The sequence below is a fragment of the Acinetobacter higginsii genome, assembly GCF_000369525.1.
Taxonomy (GTDB): Bacteria; Pseudomonadota; Gammaproteobacteria; order Pseudomonadales; family Moraxellaceae; genus Acinetobacter; species Acinetobacter higginsii.
The window spans coordinates 63,646-80,797 of record NZ_KB850070.1; the positions used below are offsets into that span (position 1 = coordinate 63,646).

Annotated in this window: 19 protein-coding genes; 9 read left to right on the plus strand and 10 right to left on the minus strand. The window is 40.7% G+C overall.

Annotated features, from left to right (window positions below; all coding sequences use genetic code 11):
• Positions 1-188 precede the first annotated feature (188 nt).
• The 5 genes from asd to truA all read left to right on the plus strand — a co-directional run bounded on the left by asd (position 189) and on the right by truA (position 6,059).
• Positions 189-1,307: an aspartate-semialdehyde dehydrogenase gene (gene asd / locus F902_RS00850; RefSeq protein WP_005200318.1), complete on the plus strand. Its 1,119-nt coding sequence runs from the start codon at positions 189-191 to the stop codon at positions 1,305-1,307.
• 141 nt (positions 1,308-1,448) lie between these two features.
• Positions 1,449-2,912 (plus strand): FimV/HubP-related protein, encoded by a 1,464-nt coding sequence (locus F902_RS00855; RefSeq protein WP_005200320.1) that lies wholly within the window; start codon positions 1,449-1,451, stop codon positions 2,910-2,912.
• A 61-nt stretch (positions 2,913-2,973) separates the two neighbouring features.
• Complete coding sequence (locus F902_RS00860; RefSeq protein ID WP_005200321.1) at positions 2,974-4,233, plus strand: hypothetical protein; 1,260 nt, start codon at positions 2,974-2,976, stop codon at positions 4,231-4,233.
• A 44-nt stretch (positions 4,234-4,277) separates the two neighbouring features.
• Positions 4,278-5,246, plus strand: coding sequence for an asparaginase domain-containing protein (locus F902_RS00865; protein WP_005200323.1), 969 nt, complete (start codon positions 4,278-4,280; stop codon positions 5,244-5,246).
• Positions 5,247-5,261: 15 nt separating this feature from the next.
• Positions 5,262-6,059, plus strand: a complete 798-nt coding sequence (gene truA / locus F902_RS00870) for a tRNA pseudouridine(38-40) synthase TruA (protein ID WP_005200325.1) — start codon at positions 5,262-5,264, stop codon at positions 6,057-6,059.
• Positions 6,060-6,105: 46 nt separating this feature from the next.
• Here the strand turns inward: truA and F902_RS00875 are convergent, their stop codons facing one another.
• Positions 6,106-7,113: an AraC family transcriptional regulator gene (locus F902_RS00875; protein WP_004656037.1), complete on the minus strand. Its 1,008-nt coding sequence runs from the start codon at positions 7,111-7,113 to the stop codon at positions 6,106-6,108.
• Between the two features lie 229 nt (positions 7,114-7,342).
• Here F902_RS00875 and infA point away from each other — a divergent pair, with 229 nt between their 5' ends.
• A complete protein-coding gene (gene infA, locus F902_RS00880) occupies positions 7,343-7,564 on the plus strand; it encodes a translation initiation factor IF-1 (RefSeq protein ID WP_001284370.1) in 222 nt (73 codons plus the stop codon).
• 62 nt (positions 7,565-7,626) lie between these two features.
• Here infA and F902_RS00885 read toward each other — a convergent pair whose 3' ends face one another.
• Positions 7,627-7,998: a lysozyme inhibitor LprI family protein gene (locus tag F902_RS00885; RefSeq protein WP_004656039.1), complete on the minus strand. Its 372-nt coding sequence runs from the start codon at positions 7,996-7,998 to the stop codon at positions 7,627-7,629.
• Between the two features lie 175 nt (positions 7,999-8,173).
• Between F902_RS00885 and F902_RS00890 the strand changes: the two genes are divergently transcribed.
• On the plus strand, positions 8,174-8,572 hold the full coding sequence (locus tag F902_RS00890; RefSeq protein ID WP_004802495.1) for a hypothetical protein: 399 nt from the start codon (positions 8,174-8,176) through the stop codon (positions 8,570-8,572).
• A 53-nt stretch (positions 8,573-8,625) separates the two neighbouring features.
• Here the strand turns inward: F902_RS00890 and leuB are convergent, their stop codons facing one another.
• The 6 genes from leuB to F902_RS00920 all read right to left on the minus strand — a co-directional run bounded on the left by leuB (position 8,626) and on the right by F902_RS00920 (position 13,830).
• Positions 8,626-9,705: a 3-isopropylmalate dehydrogenase gene (gene leuB, locus F902_RS00895; RefSeq protein ID WP_004802492.1), complete on the minus strand. Its 1,080-nt coding sequence runs from the start codon at positions 9,703-9,705 to the stop codon at positions 8,626-8,628.
• 46 nt (positions 9,706-9,751) lie between these two features.
• Positions 9,752-10,327, minus strand: a complete 576-nt coding sequence (locus tag F902_RS00900) for a hypothetical protein (protein ID WP_026057512.1) — start codon at positions 10,325-10,327, stop codon at positions 9,752-9,754.
• A 136-nt stretch (positions 10,328-10,463) separates the two neighbouring features.
• Entirely contained in the window at positions 10,464-11,114 is a 651-nt protein-coding gene (gene leuD / locus F902_RS00905; protein ID WP_005200330.1) for a 3-isopropylmalate dehydratase small subunit, read from the minus strand.
• Between the two features lie 12 nt (positions 11,115-11,126).
• The gene (gene leuC, locus F902_RS00910) at positions 11,127-12,545 is read right to left on the minus strand and encodes a 3-isopropylmalate dehydratase large subunit (protein WP_005200333.1); all 1,419 of its coding nucleotides are present in this window, start codon (positions 12,543-12,545) and stop codon (positions 11,127-11,129) included.
• A gap of 218 nt (positions 12,546-12,763) precedes the next feature.
• Positions 12,764-13,153 carry a hypothetical protein gene (locus F902_RS00915; RefSeq protein ID WP_005200334.1) on the minus strand — a complete coding sequence of 130 codons (390 nt, stop codon included), beginning with the start codon at positions 13,151-13,153 and terminating at the stop codon, positions 12,764-12,766.
• 29 nt (positions 13,154-13,182) lie between these two features.
• Complete coding sequence (locus F902_RS00920) at positions 13,183-13,830, minus strand: hypothetical protein (protein ID WP_005200336.1); 648 nt, start codon at positions 13,828-13,830, stop codon at positions 13,183-13,185.
• Between the two features lie 528 nt (positions 13,831-14,358).
• Between F902_RS00920 and F902_RS00925 the strand changes: the two genes are divergently transcribed.
• Positions 14,359-14,565 carry a DUF2061 domain-containing protein gene (locus F902_RS00925; RefSeq protein ID WP_004656050.1) on the plus strand — a complete coding sequence of 69 codons (207 nt, stop codon included), beginning with the start codon at positions 14,359-14,361 and terminating at the stop codon, positions 14,563-14,565.
• A gap of 53 nt (positions 14,566-14,618) precedes the next feature.
• Positions 14,619-15,482 (plus strand): LysR family transcriptional regulator, encoded by an 864-nt coding sequence (locus F902_RS00930; RefSeq protein ID WP_004802484.1) that lies wholly within the window; start codon positions 14,619-14,621, stop codon positions 15,480-15,482.
• Positions 15,483-15,491: 9 nt separating this feature from the next.
• On the opposite strand, the gene F902_RS00935 is transcribed toward F902_RS00930, so the two are convergent.
• Positions 15,492-16,277 (minus strand): glycine-rich domain-containing protein, encoded by a 786-nt coding sequence (locus F902_RS00935; protein ID WP_017402127.1) that lies wholly within the window; start codon positions 16,275-16,277, stop codon positions 15,492-15,494.
• Between the two features lie 71 nt (positions 16,278-16,348).
• The gene (locus F902_RS00940; RefSeq protein WP_005200340.1) at positions 16,349-17,095 is read right to left on the minus strand and encodes a sporulation protein; all 747 of its coding nucleotides are present in this window, start codon (positions 17,093-17,095) and stop codon (positions 16,349-16,351) included.
• Between the last annotated feature and the right edge of the window lie 57 nt (positions 17,096-17,152).

Below are 17,152 nucleotides of genomic sequence, written 5' to 3' on the forward strand. Positions count from 1 at the left end.
GTTCATTTTTCTCTTTGGGGTAGCATAGATTTACAATAAAGTTTTCGCTTTATCAATTTTCTATCTAATATAAACAAGATATTCCACTCAATAAACGCACTGTTTTATTTCAGTAAAGCTTGCAGTTGTGGGCACTTTTGATACACTCAAACCCCTTTAAAATTTTTTACATACCGAGGCACAATGACATGAAAGTAGGTCTGGTCGGTTGGCGTGGGATGGTTGGTTCTGTCCTGATGCAACGTATGGTTGAAGAGAATGATTTTGCTCATATTGAGCCATTCTATTTCTCTACCAGTAATGCAGGTGGCGAAGCACCTTCATTTGGTGGTAAGACTGCCCCAGCACTTATGGATGCAACAGACATTAACAGTCTGAAGCAAATGGATGTCATTTTAACCTGCCAAGGTGGTGATTATACCTCTGAAGTTTTCCCGAAGCTTAAAGCTGAAGGTTGGGATGGCTATTGGATTGATGCCGCATCTACGCTGCGTATGGCAGATGACGCAATCATCGTTCTTGATCCAGTCAACTTAAACGTGATCAAGGATGGTTTAGTCAACGGTACTAAAACTTTCGTTGGCGGTAACTGTACCGTTTCATTGATGTTGATGGGCTTAGGTTCACTGTTCCAAAATAATTTAGTGGAATGGGCGACTTCAATGACCTATCAAGCAGCGTCTGGTGCGGGTGCGCAGAACATGCGTGAACTGATCACAGGTATGGGTTATTTGTATAACAATACTAAGGCATTATTGGATGACCCTAAATCTGCAATCCTTGATATTGACCGTCAAATCGCAGAATTACAACGTGGAGAAGGCTTCCCGAAAGCAAACTTTGGCGTGCCATTGGCGGGTTCATTAATTCCGTATATCGACAAACAACTCGAAAGCGGTCAATCGAAAGAAGAATGGAAAGGTCAGGTTGAAACCAACAAGATTTTAGGTAATCAACAAATCGTTCCAATTGATGGTCACTGTGTGCGTATTGGTGCAATGCGTTGCCACTCTCAAGCAATCACATTGAAATTGAAAAAAGATGTGCCACTTGATGAAATCGAAGACATGATTCGCAACTCTAGCCAATGGGCAAAAGTCGTTCCGAATACTCGTGAAGCCTCTATGACAGATCTTACCCCTGTTGCAGTCACAGGTACTTTAACTGTTCCTGTTGGCCGTTTGCGTAAGCTCAATATGGGTAAAGAATATCTTGGTGCATTCACTGTTGGTGACCAACTGCTTTGGGGTGCTGCAGAGCCATTACGCCGTATGCTTCGTATTCTGGTGGAATACAAGAACGCTTAAGCAAAAATTCCTAAAAATCAAAAGCCGATCACATTTGATCGGCTTTTTTCTTGCGACGAAAGATGAATAATTTACAATTCATTTACATCACGGTAATGTATACTTTTTCCAGACCATAACATCACTTTTTCATGGATCGAGATGACTGTTTATAACAAATTAAAAATTGCCATTTTAGCCATCATTTCTTCGCAACACCTTTATGCAATTACGCTTGATCCAATTCAAATCCAGTCGGCGCCTGGTGAACTTCTTTATGCCGAAATGAGTTTCCACCAAGCCGATGCCAATTCTAAATTAGACGTCAGTTTGGCAACACCTGAAGATTTATTGATGCTTGGCGCTGCGCATCAGCCCCCCGCTAATCTTAATTTTTTTACACGCCGTAATAATCAAGGTGAAGGCGTGATTGTGATCACTTCATCACGCCCCATGACCGATGCTGAACTGAATATTATTTTAAAAATTCAGGAAGGTGGCGCATCTCATTTAAAGCATATTCGCCAACCTATGCGCCAAGTCGCGAAAGCACCTCTAGCGAAGAATGCCAATGAAAAATCACTCACACCCAAGTTTATTGTCAGTGAAAAAGATATCGCTTTAAACCTACCTGAAAGCACACGCTTTAATGTTACAAATGCAAATTCACAAGAGCAAAACTTAAAACAAGAAACACTCCTCAATGCACCGTTTACCCTTCCACCTGTATTAGAAACATCAAAGCCAAGTACGACAACAACAGCTGCCAGTGCAGTTTCAATCGCTCCAGCCGTGAAAGTAGAAGCAACTGCGGCAGCGGCGAGCTCCGTGCCACAGCCAGCAACGCCTATCGCAGAAAAAGTACCAGAGCAGCCAAAAACAGTGCCTGTCAAACAGGAAAGTACTCAAACTGTGAATACGGCCGCTACCAAGCAAAGTACTGCATTGGATGAGGAACTCAAAGTAGCTGAACGTAAACCGATTGAAACCAAAGAAAAAGCAAAAACACCTGATCCAGTGAAAGAGACAGTCCAAGCGGCCAAAAAGAAGCTCCCGACAAAAGCAGCAACAAACGATGACAAAGCCCAACAGCATGTGGTGCAACGGAATGAATCCTTATGGAGTATTGCACAACATATTGCAGGGCAAACGCAGCAGCCTGTTGCTCAGGTCATGAATCAAATCAAAGCACAAAATGAACATGCCTTTATTGGGGGCAACGCCAACCGCCTTAGACAGGGCTCACATTTAAACTTTAATCTTACTGCCACATCTACACAGCAGAATAAGAACACCAATCAAATTGCGGCACAAACACAGCGTCCAGCCGTAGGAAAAGCCAAATATCGGTTACAACAAGCTGAAATGTCTCTGGTGGCTGAGAGTAATCAAGATTCCAGTACTGGAAGTGCCAAAAAAGACACATTACAGCAAAAAACCAGTGCCGATTTATCATTAAAAGTTATGACAGCACGAGAAAAAACCGTTACATTACAAAGAAACGTAACACAGTTAGAATTGGCACTACGTCAGAAGGAACAACGTATTCAGCTGTTAAATGCTCGACTTGCTGAACTGCAAGATCAGTTGAAGGCGCAACAGGACACTAAAAAGCCAACACGCTAGGTTACGAGAATATTCTCATAAATTTGCATAAAAGCGGCTCTATCTTTAAGGGGTATAGATCATGTCAACTATAATCATTGTACTGCTCGTCATTGTACTGATTGTAGCTATCGTTTTAAAAAAACGTGAAAGCAATCAAGCCAATACTGCACCTAAAAAAGGTGCAAGCAAAACGACAAAAAAAGCAGCGACACGATCTGCTTCACGAACCACGCTCGTACGTGAAGAACAAGAGCCAGCAGCACCTCCAACGACTACAGCAATTTCTGAAAGCTTACGTCAAAAACTTGAACAACAAATTCAAAGTGGTAACTTTCAGTCTGCCGAGGCACAAATCAATCAAGCCTTAAAACAAGACAATTCTCAACATGAATTGTATTTGTTTTTACTGGATATTCATTTAAAGCAAAAAGATGATTTGGCGATTGATCAATTGATCAAACATATTCATGCCTTAAAACTGGAAGATATTGCACAAGCAGCTGAAGCGAAGCATCGTGAATACGAGCAGAATAAACAGCCTGATTCGATTGAATTTAATTTAGCATCACATAGTTTTCAGCAAACACCTACATCTGAACCACAGCTTCAAAACAATGCTGCTGACTTTGATGCTTTAGTCCAAACACCAGCTGCACAATCATTTGATGACTTACAATCAGAATATGCTGCACCGACAGAAGAAGCAAAGCCTGTAGAAGCTGCACCTGAAGTTCAACCTTTAGACTTTAATTTCTCCTTTGAACAGAAGCCTGCTGATGAAGCCGTGCCTGCACAGTCTCCAGTTGAAACATCTGAGAGTAAAGAACAGCAGCCACTTGAGTTTTCGTTTAACTTAGAACCAACAGCACCAAGCATTGAAGAAGCAAAAACTGAAGACCTGAAACCTGAGCTTGATTTTAACTTTACTTCTTTAGAGCTTGCATCTCAGCCCGTTGCAGAAAAATCACCTCTAGAAGAAGCGGCACCAAGCTTAGATTTTAATTTTGAACCTACCGTAGAAAAAACTGAACAACCTGCACCACTTGAAACCACAACGTTTTCATTTGACATTGCAGAACCAGCTGTAGTTGAAACACAACCTGAATTGATCACGCCTGCGGCAACACCTGCAGCAGCGATTACAGTTCATGACCCATTGGCCCAGTCTTTCCCAGACCTACAACAGCTTGATGAAGCGCAGTTGAATTTAGAGCTTGCAGAGCAGTATATTGAACTGGGTGCCTATGATTCTGCACGTGAGTTGTTAAAAAACAATCAGGCATTCAATGCAGAACAACAACAACGTTCAGAAAATTTACTGAATAAAATAGCTTCCTGAATTTGATCAGTCTAATATAAGCAGTCTCTCAGGCTGCTTTTTTTATGATGAAAACAATCGCTTTAATTTATATGGGTGGGACGTTTGGTTGTATTGGTGAACCCTTGATACCAATGCCTGAACAGGATTTTTTACCTTTATTAGCGAAGGTGATTCCACCACATTTGCAGGTTGAATGTTTCGCTGCGCCTAGCATTAAAGACAGCAGTGCCTGTACCGCAACCGATTGGTTGAAATTGGTACAACAAATCCAACAATTACAACTCAATGGCTTTCAGCATTTTGTCATCATTCATGGAACGGATACACTGAGTTATGCTGCGGCAACACTGGCACGTTTTTTAGGCCATTCTTGCCACGCCATCATTACGGGCAGCCAATATCCATTATTGAATATTGAAGGCAATGATACCCGTGAATTCACCGATGCAATTGGTAATCTAAATTTAGCACTGGAGCAAGTGCTTACCTTGCCAAGTGGTGTTTATCTTGCCTTCCATGAGCAAGTCTTTCATGCGCAAAGTACTTTAAAAGCCCATACCACTGAATTAGATGCCTTTGTTGGCATCAAAGCAGACCAGAGCTGTAACACCACTGCTGATGCTTTGATTGTCCAAAATGAACAGATTGAGCAAGCTGCTCAACTGAGTGTCCTGAATTTGATGTTACAACCGATTGCGAAACAACAATTTATTTTACAATTAAAAAATCTTCTACTTAACCCACCTCATTTTTTGGTTTTACAAGGCTTTGGCACAGGCAATATTGCAGTGAATGATGAAATTCTGGCGATTTTTGAACAACTTTATCAAAAACAATGTTTACCGATTATCAGCACTCAAGTGACCTTTGGGCAACTTGATCAACGCTATGCGGTCAGCTCATGGATTCAATCTGCCAAAGTTTTAGTCAATGATTGTCATAGCCATGCCGATTTATATGCAAAAGTCTTGCAAATGTATTTAAAATATCCGACCCACGAACAATGGTTCGAACATTGGCATCAACATTAATTCTGAGGTTAGAACATGCAACGTTATGCAATCGGTATTGAATTTTGCGGTACTCAATACCGTGGTTGGCAAACCCAACAGGCTGGCGTTATCACTGTTCAGGAAACCATAGAAAAAGTGCTGAGTCGTATTGCCAATCAGCCAATTATGTTACATGGTGCTGGACGAACGGATGCTGGTGTACATGCGACCAATATGGTGGCACATTTCGACACCGAAGCCATTCGCCCAGAACAAGGCTGGATTCGTGGTGCCAATAGTCAATTGCCCAAAGACATTTCAATCCAGTGGATTAAATGTATGGATGAAAATTTCCATGCACGTTTTAAAGCGGTGGCTCGTCGTTATCGCTATGTGGTGTATAACGCCCCGACTCGCCCTGCCTTGTTATATAAACAGGTCACCCATCTTTATCAAAAGCTTGATGTGCAAAAGATGATTACTGCCGCTGCAAAATTCGAGGGTACGCATAATTTTGAGACTTTTCGTGCTGCAGCCTGTCAATCCAATCAACCTGTACGTCATGTAAAACACTGTCGCTTATTCGAACATGGCCGTTATCTGGTCTTAGATATTCAAGCGGATGGTTTCTTGCACCATATGGTACGCAATATCATGGGTTGCCTGCTTGAAATTGGGCAAGGTCAGTATGAAATCGACCATATTGATACCATGTTTGCCGCAGAAGATCGTACTGCTGCTGGCATTACTGCCCCACCTGATGGTCTATACTTTATTCAATCTTATTACCCAGATGAATTTGACTTACCGCAGTTGCCTTTAGGTCCACACTGGTTGAATTTAGCTGAATAATAAAAAAGCCTTATCGCAGTGATAAGGCTTTTTTATTCGGAATCAATTAACGTTGTTTACGCTTGCGATATTCAACTGGCGTTTCATTGGTCCAACGCTTAAAGGCACGATAGAAGGTACTTGGTTCAGAGAAACCCGTTAAATACACAATCCGCTCGACACTTTCATTGGTATTCGCCAACAGCTTTTTCGCCAAACGGCAACGATAATCCGAAAGAATTTGCTGAAAACTGGTATTGGCCTCACTGAGTTGGGTTCTTAAACGGCGCGGCGTGATATTCAACTGTGCCGCTACCGTCTCTAGAGTCGTTTCACCACTTTCAAGGGTTGAGCCAATGGCACGGCGGACTTCACCAACCAGATCGTAACGCGCCAGTTCTTGTAATTTCTCAATCGCCAATTGCTCATGCAATTGTAATAATTCAGGCTCTGCTTGCCATAACGGATAATCCAGTACGGCCGCATCAAAATAAAGGCGGGTTTCTTTTTGCCCCAAGCTCACTGGGCAGCCATAGACTCTAAAGTATTCGTCATCAGCAGCGCCCTCATTGAAGTTAAAATCAATATAAATCGGGTGAAACTGACCTTCGGTAATAAATTTAAAGAAACGTAAAATGCCTGACATGGCACATTCAGAGAAATGACGGTTGACCAAATTATCTGGCCAATACTGTTCGCCATTGCTCAAGTAACAGCGACCATCTTCAATCACCAGTTTGGCATCGAAAGCATCACTGATCAGGCGTTGATAAGCCAAGGCGCGCTTTAAGCCTTCACCAAAGGTTTCACTACTAATAAATAAATGTTCAATCACTTGCCCACGATAAAGTGGTAGATGTTCACCGAGATGAAGCCCGATATCAGGATCGTTACTCACATCCTGTGCAGCGATCCAGAACGCATTTTGTGCACTTAGCGGCGTTCTTGCATTGGTATCCACTTGATTTAATGCCACGCCGGCCTTTGTTAAAATCTCTTCAGTTGGTAATCCTGCTTTACGAATTGCCTGATAACCAAAGCGCAATACAACTGATGCATCTGTTAGCTGACCCACGCTGTGCCCTTCCCTGTAGATACGTTATTATGACAATGAACAACAATTTTAGATTAACGTTGATTGACCAAACTGACAACAATATTCTGCTTATTTTGTTAAAAAAAATCGCGAATTGTCTGACAGTTCCTTTCGGTTAATATCTGACAGCCTCTAACAGACTTGATCTTGTAAATTTTAAATAAATTGACTATAATTTGCGCCTTCCCAATTTGATCTCAGGTAGGCTATGGCCAATAAAGAGGAACTCATTGAGTTCGAAGGCGTTGTCACCGAAACGCTTCCTAATACGATGTTCCGTGTACGTTTAGAAAACGGTCACGAAGTTATTGCTCACATTTCTGGTAAAATGCGTAAACACTATATCCGTATTTTGACAGGTGACAGTGTTAAAGTTGAAATGACACCTTATGATTTAACTAAGGGTCGTATCACTTATCGTGCGCGCTAAGTCAGATTAGTGAATGCAAAAAAGCCACATCATGTGGCTTTTTTTATTGCTGATACGAAAGTTTATTCACTGAGCCGTGTGGTTTTACACCCCACCGTCTGGCATTCACGGATACGCTCTTGCAGCCAGTTATTGCGTTCTTGCGTTGCGTTCAATTGGCATTGCACATAAACCGTACTCTTGGAATCATCACTACATTCTGCATCACGATGGCGAATCCACGCCAGTTGTGATTTTTTTAAAATTTTTTGTTGTGTATCGCTCAGCTGTTTGCGTAATTGCTGATAGTTTTTATTTAAATCAGCATCTGCACTGGCAAAAATTTTATTGGTACAGTAGATATCATCATAAGTATTACGGGCATTTTCGCAGTTATCCGCATAGCTCAATGTCGCCATTGCCCCACAGATCAAGCCAAATATTATTTTGCGCATGAAGTTGTCCAAATCGCTTAATTATCATCATTATCTAAGCATATTTTGCTGGGCTTGAACATTGTCCAAAAGTAGACAAGATTGTATCTTTTTAGCAATTCACATAAATGCTCTCGACACTCCTGCACTTTTGCCATTGAATAAGAAAAGATCAAAAAGATAAAGGATGATCATAATGAAAAATTATAAGTACCTGTTGTTCTGTACGCTTCTCGGTTTACAAGCTTGTGCGACATCAAACCAGCCAAATATTAGTCTACCCGACTATCTAAAGCCGTTTATTGGGCAATCTGCGCAGACCATCCAGCAACAGCTCGACTTAAAACCCTTAGGTTTCCAAACACTGGCCCAACCGGTTAAGCAAAATAATCAACTGATTTATACCGTGATTCGTCCCGTCCGTATCCCGATTCCGATTGCACAATCAACCGAACTTGGCGCTCAGAATATTCCGATTCAAACTGCTGGCAATGCAGGCAGTGCTTATGATCTGAACTTAAAATGCCATATTATTTTTGAGCTGGATCAACAACAAATTGCACAATCAATTCGTTATGAGGGTAAGGCCTGCTGATTTATCAAATAAAAAACGCAGCTCATGCTGCGTTTTTTTATAGCCTGCAAGGCTTAGTTTAATGCTGTAACTACAGCCTCACCCATCGCATCAGTACCGACCTTGTTCATACCTTCCGACATAATATCGGCAGTACGTAAACCTTGGTCTAACACCTGACCGACCGCATCTTCAATTGCTTTCGCTGCTGCTTCTTCACGGAAGGTATAGCGCAACATCATTGCTACTGAAAGCACTGTTGCCAATGGATTGGCAATATTCTGACCTGCAATATCTGGCGCAGAACCATGACATGGTTCATACATACCTTTGCCATTTTCATCTAATGAAGCAGATGGCAACATACCAATTGAACCCGTCAACATCGCGGCTTCGTCAGACAAGATATCACCGAACAAATTACCTGTGACAATCACGTCAAATTGCTTAGGTGCGCGTACCAACTGCATTGCTGCGTTATCTACATACATATGCGACAACTGAATATTTGAATACTGTGCTTGCTGCAAGTCAGTGACGGTTTGTTTCCACAATTCCGTTACTTCAAGTACATTGGCTTTATCCACCGAACAGACCTTGCCACCACGTAATCCAGCCAACTCAAAAGCAACTTTGGCGATGCGTTTGATTTCACTTTCTGAATAGACGTCAGTGTTATAACCCTGCTTTTCACCATTTTCGAGTTCACGAATACCACGTGGCTGACCAAAATAGATCCCACCCGTTAACTCACGAACAATGAGAATATCAAGACCGGCAACGATTTCAGGTTTTAAGCTAGATGCATCTGCCAATTGTGGATACAAAATCGCAGGACGTAAGTTGGCGAATAAATTGAGTTCACTTCGAATTTTTAACAAGCCACGTTCAGGGCGAATTGAACGCTCAATGCTATCCCACTTCGGACCACCCACTGCACCTAATAAAATTGCATCGGCTTTTTTCGCCTGTTCACTGGTCACTGTTGGGTACGGTTCGCCGTGTGCATCAATTGCAGAACCACCGAGCAAACCATGTTCCCATGTCAAACCTAAATTAAATTTATCATTGACCTTGGTTAAAACCTTTTCAGCAGCTGCTACGATTTCAGGACCAATGCCATCACCCGCTAAAATTAAAATATGCTTCGACATTTATTTTTCCAATTTTCCTATGTGCAGCGATAACACTGCGAGCCTATTAAACCTTTTTCTCAACAAACTCACCAAGACCTGTACTGACGTCAAATGGACGACAGAAACGGCGAATGGTGTGTTGCTCTTGCTGTAAATCTACACACAATGGATCAGGTACAGAAACATTAAGTAAACTGCCTGAACGACGTGTTCGGTCTCGGTACATTTTAAAGGTATAGCGCACATGCGGTTTAAATGCATGAATCACATGGAAAGTTTCAGAACGATCAGGAGAAATCGGATAGAAACGAATGACGACTTCATATTGCTTGGCTGGTACGCTTAAATAGACCTGCTGTTTGCGGCTAAATACTGAACCATGTAAGCGTACAATGCCGCGTTCCATCGCCTGTTGGCTAATCCGATGAGTTTTTGCATCAATGACCGCAATGTCACCAATTCGCTCAAACTCACAATTCTCAACACCTGAACAATATAAAGTTGTGTTGTCCGCCTTAGTTTCCAATGTGTTCTGTGCAATACGAACCTGATCCACCACATTGGGTGCATTTTGACACGCAGTCAAAGTCATCGTAGCGCCTAGACACAGTAAAATACTGCGAGCGAGTCTTCTTTTCATTATTCAAGCCCAGTCCTCATGTCTTGTTAACATGTAAGCAAAATATTATCCGCTAGCATGTTAACAAGAGTTCAATCTCTGCGCTATGCCTATGTTAAAAATGTCTAAAACCCAATCTGGTTTCTTGCACCCAAACTTATGCTTGGATGTCTTGAAACACCCAAGGACGTGCTTGTTTCGCCTTAGCTTCAAAAGCGCGAATATCATCTGCCACTTGTAAAGTTAAGCCAATATCATCCAAACCATTTAATAAGCAATGTTTACGGAATGGGTCAATTTCAAATTTAAATGCTTCACCTGCAGGCGTACGTACTTCCTGAGCTTCTAAATCAATCGTAAGTTGATAACCCTCATTCTCCGCACATTCCTTGAATAACTGATCTACCACCTGTTCAGATAAAATCACAGGTAACATGCCATTTTTGAAGCAGTTATTAAAGAAAATATCGGCAAAGCTCGGCGCAATGACAGTACGGAAGCCATATTCATTCAATGCCCATGGCGCATGCTCACGGCTTGAACCACAACCAAAGTTAGTGCGTGCCAATAAGATAGTTGAACCTTGATAGCGCGGTTGATTTAACACGAAGTCAGGATTCTTTGGACGCTTGCTAATGTCTTGACCTAAGAAGCCTTCATCTAAATAGCGTAACTCATCAAATAAGTTATCACCGAATCCCGTACGTTTAATCGATTTCAAAAACTGTTTTGGAATGATTAAATCGGTATCGACATTGGCACGGTCTAAAGGCCCAACAATACCTTGCTCTACAGTATATTTTTCCATGATATTGCTCCCTTAGAATGAACGAACGTCAACAAAATGGCCTGCAATTGCAGCTGCCGCTGCCATCGCTGGGCTCACTAAATGCGTCCGCCCACCATTGCCCTGACGACCTTCAAAGTTACGATTCGAGGTTGAAGCACAATGTTCACCGGGTTGTAACTTGTCAGCATTCATCGCCAAACACATTGAACAGCCTGGTTCACGCCATTCAAAACCTGCTGCCAAGAAAATTTGATCTAAACCTTCTTGTTCGGCTTGCTGTTTCACCAAACCAGAACCAGGAACAATCATTGCTTGCTTAATACTTGAAGCAACTGTACGCCCCTTCACAACATCTGCAGCAGCTCGGATATCTTCAATACGTGAGTTAGTACATGAGCCAATGAAAACACGATCTAACTGAATATCGGCCAAAGCTTGACCAGCAGTTAAGCCCATATATTGATAAGCACGAGTCCAGTCATTGCGTTGTACATCATCTTTGGCTTGTTCTAAGGTTGGTACTGCCTGTGAAACAGGAATGACCATTTCTGGAGAAGTTCCCCAAGACACTTGAGGCTCAATCTCTGCGCCATTCAATACCACTACGGCATCAAATACAGCATCTTCGTCTGAATGTAAGGTATTCCAGTATTCAACTGCTTGATCCCACTGCTCACCTTTTGGTGCATAGTTACGGTCTTTCACATAGGCAATGGTTTTGTCATCGACTGCAACCATACCAACACGAGCACCCGCTTCGATTGCCATATTACATACGGTCATACGGCCTTCGATTGACATATCACGGAACACTTGCCCGCCAAACTCAATGGCATAACCTGTACCGCCCGCAGTCCCAATTTTACCGATAATGGCTAACACCACATCTTTAGAGGTCACGCCTTTGCCTAATACACCATCAACACGAACCAACATGTTTTTCGATTTTTTCTGTACCAAGCATTGTGTAGCCAATACATGTTCCACTTCCGACGTTCCGATACCATGTGCCAAACAGCCAAAAGCACCATGTGTTGCGGTATGCGAATCACCACAGACCACGGTCATGCCCGGCAAAGTTAAACCTTGTTCTGGGCCAACCACATGAGCAATCCCTTGACGGATATCATTAATCCCAAACTCAACGATATTAAAGGTTTTACAGTTGTCATCTAAGGTTTGTACTTGAATTCGAGAGGTATCATCTTCAATCCCTGCAATGCCCTGTTCACGCTCTTTTTTAGAAGTTGGCACGTTATGGTCAGGTGTTGCAACGTTAGCACTTAAACGCCAAGGTTGGCGATCGGCAAGCTGTAAGCCTTCAAACGCTTGAGGACTGGTCACTTCATGTAATAAATGGCGATCAATATAAATTAAGCTCGAACCATCATCGCGTTGTTTTACTAAATGGTCATCCCATAATTTGTCATATAAGGTCTTGCCTACCATGTCGTCGCCCTCCATCGTGCTTGCCATTGGTCTGGGTATTTTTCATCTTGAATTGATTATAGCAATCGCCTCACATAAATCTAATTTATCATTTTTATAAATTAACAAACTTTTAGGAATGTATTGCCATTCTACAAGGATCAATTAAGTCCCCATATCTACGACATGAAATAAAGTAGCTTGATTGATAACTACTTTATTTCAAATTTCATTCCAATTCACTGTATCTTTTTCATTTTCTCATCAATATTTAAGAACTTTTCCAACATGAAAAAGCAAATAGTAATAGCTGTGATAACACCAAGAATCAGATCAAAAAGTAAAGCCGTTGTGCTATATAGCGAAATTTCAAAATAACTAAGAAAAATCATAGCAGCTAGCCAACTGAGCAAAGAAGTAATTTGAGTAATCAATAATATTAAAGTAGCTTGATAAGTTTTTAGCCCTTTAATAATACCTAAGGTACTAATAAATAAAGTAACTAAAATACTTGAAAATTGTGCAAAAAATATATCCAATATAATATTAAAGTTATGGCTGTATGCAACTACTAGAACAATGAGCAATAACAGTAAATAATTCAATAAGCCCAACCCAATGATTTTCATTTACGTTCACCTTTATATTTTTTCTTTAATTAAAAATTTCTTGCTTCTGTAGTTTCTTGATTTGATTTCTGCTGCTGTAAGACGTCATTCCGCTGTTTGAGAAACAGTTCCGTCATGTACTCAACATCAACTTTAAAACCACCCATATGCGGTGAACTGACCACAACAATTTCTTGATTAGGTGTTTTAAATGTCGTACTTCTACTTCCTACGAATGGTTTTTTTTCATCAATTATGACATAGCCATTTTGTTGAATATAATTCACAACTTTTTTATATGTTGTGTGATTCATATGGTCTATTTCTTTTAGTCCCATCCATACATAGACAAGTTTTTGTTTTTGATCAAAACCAAATTGTGTTCCAAACAATCCTTCAATATCAAAACCAGAACCATCATTCGCAAGAATTCCACCACCAGCATAAGATTCGTTGCCAACTGAGTAATTCATCAACCGATTTTTAACAGAATCAAACGTTGAATCTCTTAACTTAAATCCAAGCACTGGAGTGCCAGTTAATGTCGAATCATCTTCTGGTGCAAGCTTTTCTTTTTTATCAATGATACTTTTCTTTGTGGTATCTAATGATGCTTGATCTGGCTTCTCTGACATTTCTTTAGTACAGGCAAATAACACAGTGCTAAGGCATAACACCGTTAAAAATTTTGTAGACATATCAAATATTAACTCTATGTATATTTAATTTTGAAACAGATTACAGAACCCTACTTCTTCTATTTCATCGAATTTTAATTTCATTTTAAGTAGTTAAGTCACAATCTTATTTACAATACGTCAAGCGATCTCACCCTACTTTTTTTCTAATTACCTCTTCACTCTGGTATATAAAACCCCTTTACAAGTTTTTTTAAATAAATTTTAAAAATCATATACTTAACCTAAAAATGAGAGTCAAATTTTCTAAAAAACTCAATCATAATTAAAAAAATCAAATCCATTTTTTATAAGTTTCTTTATAATGAAATTAATATAAAGAATATTTAATACAATAACAATTAAGAAATATTAAACAATTATGAAAATTAAGCAATAGCCAATGTATAGATGGAAATTCTGCCTCAAATCTCTTCTCCAAAGCTGGTCATTTACAAATCCAATCGTCCTGAATTGAAATTTCCTTTTTACATTTTAAATGATAATGATTATTATTTAACTAAATAGAGATTTTGTAGGGTGAAACAGATGTCAAATATTCAACAATTTGTCATGAACAATAGTCGGACTTTGAAAAAAACCTTGAGTTATTACATCATGCATATTAGTGTTGCGATGATCGTTGCTTACCTTATTACAGGCAATTGGCTCATGGCAGCTACCTTAAGTTTAATTGAACCAACGGTACAAGCCTTTGCTTTTTTCTTTCATGAAAAAGTATGGAATTATTTCTAATTCAAAAATACTGCTTATAAAACTAATTTTAAAATCTCCTTGGACAAGCTTGTATGAACCTCGCTGCTTTTGAAGCATTTGTAAAAGTGATGGAAACTGGTTCAATTTCCATCGCAGCAGAACAATTATTTATTACCCAACCCGCAGTCACCAAACGGATTCATAGCTTAGAAGACTATTTTGGGGTCAAACTATTTGAATCTGCGGGTCGGGGCATTCAGCCCACCCATGCAGCACATTCTCTATTGCCTAAAGTTCGTACTTGGCTAAATGAATTAGGGGAAATTCACCATACCTTAAGTCATGAACAAGCTCAGGTCCAAGGTCGTTTAAAAATAGGGACCAGTCATCATATTGGCTTACACCATTTAGCGGAACCCCTTAAAAACTTTGTACAGCACTATCCTCAAGTTACCTTGGATGTGCATTTTGTCGACTCAGAACAAGCCCATGAACAAGTTTTGGCAGGTGAATTGGAACTGGCATTTTTAACCTTACCACCGGTTGGGGATGATCGTCTCAATTACGTGACCATTTGGAATGACCCTTTAGTCTTCGTGGCTGCTCCCTTCCACCCCTTGGCTCAACAGACACAGCTTAAATTGGAAGACTTGATTGCCTATCCAAGCCTATTACCAGCAGCACAAACTTATACCAGCCAAATTACCCTTTCAGAGTTTGAGAAAAATAACTTAAAACCAAAAATCACCATGAGCAATAATCCACTTGAGTCAATCAGAATGCTGGTGTCAATTGGTTTAGGTTGGTCTGTGTTACCCAAAACCTTGGTCAATCAAGATTTAAAACAACTTGATTTAAAACTAGATATGCAGCGTCAACTGGGTATGGTTTGGCATCCCGCACGGATCCAATCCAAAGCGGCTGAAGAACTGATTCGAATGATGCATGTAGGCTAGTGGCATCTGCTAATCTCCACCGCCCCCACCACAGCTGCTGCAACTACTACAGCTATTGCTACTACTTCCACAACTCGAAGAGGATGACGACGACTGAGCTTGCAAATATTGTGCATAATCCTTGGTCATCAATTCTAAATTAAAATACTGCCCATCCTGCCAGTTTAAGGCCTGATCAATGGCAAATAGTCTCGGTAACAACGGGGCATTTCTTGGCTGGAAAGCATGCAACGTGCAATTCATTCGCCATGCTTCAAACAATTGTTTGGTTTGCTGTTGAGACGTAGTCGTTGCATCATAGGGGCTATGATGTAACTGCCGACCGAGTATCTGTTCACATAAGTCTTGATACTGCTTTGGGAACTCCAACATCACATGCCATAACGAATCAACTGCATGCGAGGGCATGGCATAGGCCTGTTTTTGCATGACATGCAATGCCAAATAATCCTTAAATCCAGCTTCGATCAATTGCCGTTGTTTTAGCCCCAGTTCTGGATAATAGAATCTGAATTTATGCCAAAAAATCGGATCGAATTTAAATTGCTCAATCGTTTGTAATTTTTTCGATCTGGAACGTGCAATCAAGGTCAGATTCAGCACGATCAACGTCCAAAGTAAAGGTAAGATCACCCAAGCAGTAAAAAGCTGTTGCTGCCAACTGTACATCAAGATCAAGACGAACAGCGGGAGAGCGATCCATCGCATTTTAATCCTGAGTTGTTGTCGTTTTAATTGCAGTAATGCATCGATTGAAATAGAAGTCTGTGCTTCCTGATTTATTTTTATTTTCATACAGTGATCTTAAAAATAAATGATGACATTAATATGACAAAAAACCTCCCAGTAGGGAGGTTTAATCAAGATTATTTAATCTGCAATAAACGGCGAATTTGCTGCGCCATCTGCTGAACATCCAAGAGGTGGTGTGGAATCGTCATCGACAATAATTGATCTGAGCGGTGACGGCGATCAACCTCAAGCATGACATGGGTTTGGTGTGGTTCAGCTACAAAAGATACCTCCACCTCATTAAAACCACTGAATAAACGCGAAGAGACAAATTCAAGTTCTTGATAGCAGCCGATGGTCGATCTAAAATTATGCGCAGTCAGTTGGCCTTTTTCCACATCCACGCTGGATAATACAAATCCACATTGCTGCATGGCTTGTAAAAACATTTGCATGGCTGGTGTTGGCAGGACGCTTAAATAGTCACGATCCGTTGCGTCCACGCCCCAATCTACATCCAGACGGGTATTGATCCAGACCCGTGTTCCATTACGGCGGCAAGAAACTTCGGTAATCGGTGTTTCATGCGGTATTTCCATGGTGAAAGGAATATTGTGCGATTGATTTGCTGGCAATGAAAAATTAGCACTGATTAACCATTGATCCAAAACCAAAGGCTGATTAAATTCATGATCGCCCGACTCTACCTCCGCCATGGTCATTAATTGCAGATAGAGGCCTTTAATTTCTTTATCGGTTGAGCCACCTTTAAAGTTAATCTCACCACGTAGTGTCTCCCCTGCTTGTAAGGTTGAATTAAACAAACGGGTTTCAAGCGTGACACCTTGCAGGCCCAAGCCTGACATAATTTTGCTAAACATTTTGTCTTTTTTCTCTCAAATCATGACTATTTTTATGTCTGTACTCACAGACCTATT

Coding starts and splice junctions, on each gene's coding strand:
- asd (WP_005200318.1), top strand. CDS start 189: ATGAAAGTAGGTCTGGTCGGTTGGCGTGGGATGGTTGGTTCTGTCCTG.
- F902_RS00855 (WP_005200320.1), top strand. CDS start 1,449: ATGACTGTTTATAACAAATTAAAAATTGCCATTTTAGCCATCATTTCT.
- F902_RS00860 (WP_005200321.1), top strand. CDS start 2,974: ATGTCAACTATAATCATTGTACTGCTCGTCATTGTACTGATTGTAGCT.
- F902_RS00865 (WP_005200323.1), top strand. CDS start 4,278: ATGATGAAAACAATCGCTTTAATTTATATGGGTGGGACGTTTGGTTGT.
- truA (WP_005200325.1), top strand. CDS start 5,262: ATGCAACGTTATGCAATCGGTATTGAATTTTGCGGTACTCAATACCGT.
- infA (WP_001284370.1), top strand. CDS start 7,343: ATGGCCAATAAAGAGGAACTCATTGAGTTCGAAGGCGTTGTCACCGAA.
- F902_RS00885 (WP_004656039.1), bottom strand. CDS start 7,998: ATGCGCAAAATAATATTTGGCTTGATCTGTGGGGCAATGGCGACATTG.
- F902_RS00890 (WP_004802495.1), top strand. CDS start 8,174: ATGAAAAATTATAAGTACCTGTTGTTCTGTACGCTTCTCGGTTTACAA.
- leuB (WP_004802492.1), bottom strand. CDS start 9,705: ATGTCGAAGCATATTTTAATTTTAGCGGGTGATGGCATTGGTCCTGAA.
- F902_RS00900 (WP_026057512.1), bottom strand. CDS start 10,327: ATGAAAAGAAGACTCGCTCGCAGTATTTTACTGTGTCTAGGCGCTACG.
- leuD (WP_005200330.1), bottom strand. CDS start 11,114: ATGGAAAAATATACTGTAGAGCAAGGTATTGTTGGGCCTTTAGACCGT.
- leuC (WP_005200333.1), bottom strand. CDS start 12,545: ATGGTAGGCAAGACCTTATATGACAAATTATGGGATGACCATTTAGTA.
- F902_RS00915 (WP_005200334.1), bottom strand. CDS start 13,153: ATGAAAATCATTGGGTTGGGCTTATTGAATTATTTACTGTTATTGCTC.
- F902_RS00920 (WP_005200336.1), bottom strand. CDS start 13,830: ATGTCTACAAAATTTTTAACGGTGTTATGCCTTAGCACTGTGTTATTT.
- F902_RS00925 (WP_004656050.1), top strand. CDS start 14,359: ATGTCAAATATTCAACAATTTGTCATGAACAATAGTCGGACTTTGAAA.
- F902_RS00930 (WP_004802484.1), top strand. CDS start 14,619: ATGAACCTCGCTGCTTTTGAAGCATTTGTAAAAGTGATGGAAACTGGT.
- F902_RS00935 (WP_017402127.1), bottom strand. CDS start 16,277: ATGAAAATAAAAATAAATCAGGAAGCACAGACTTCTATTTCAATCGAT.
- F902_RS00940 (WP_005200340.1), bottom strand. CDS start 17,095: ATGTTTAGCAAAATTATGTCAGGCTTGGGCCTGCAAGGTGTCACGCTT.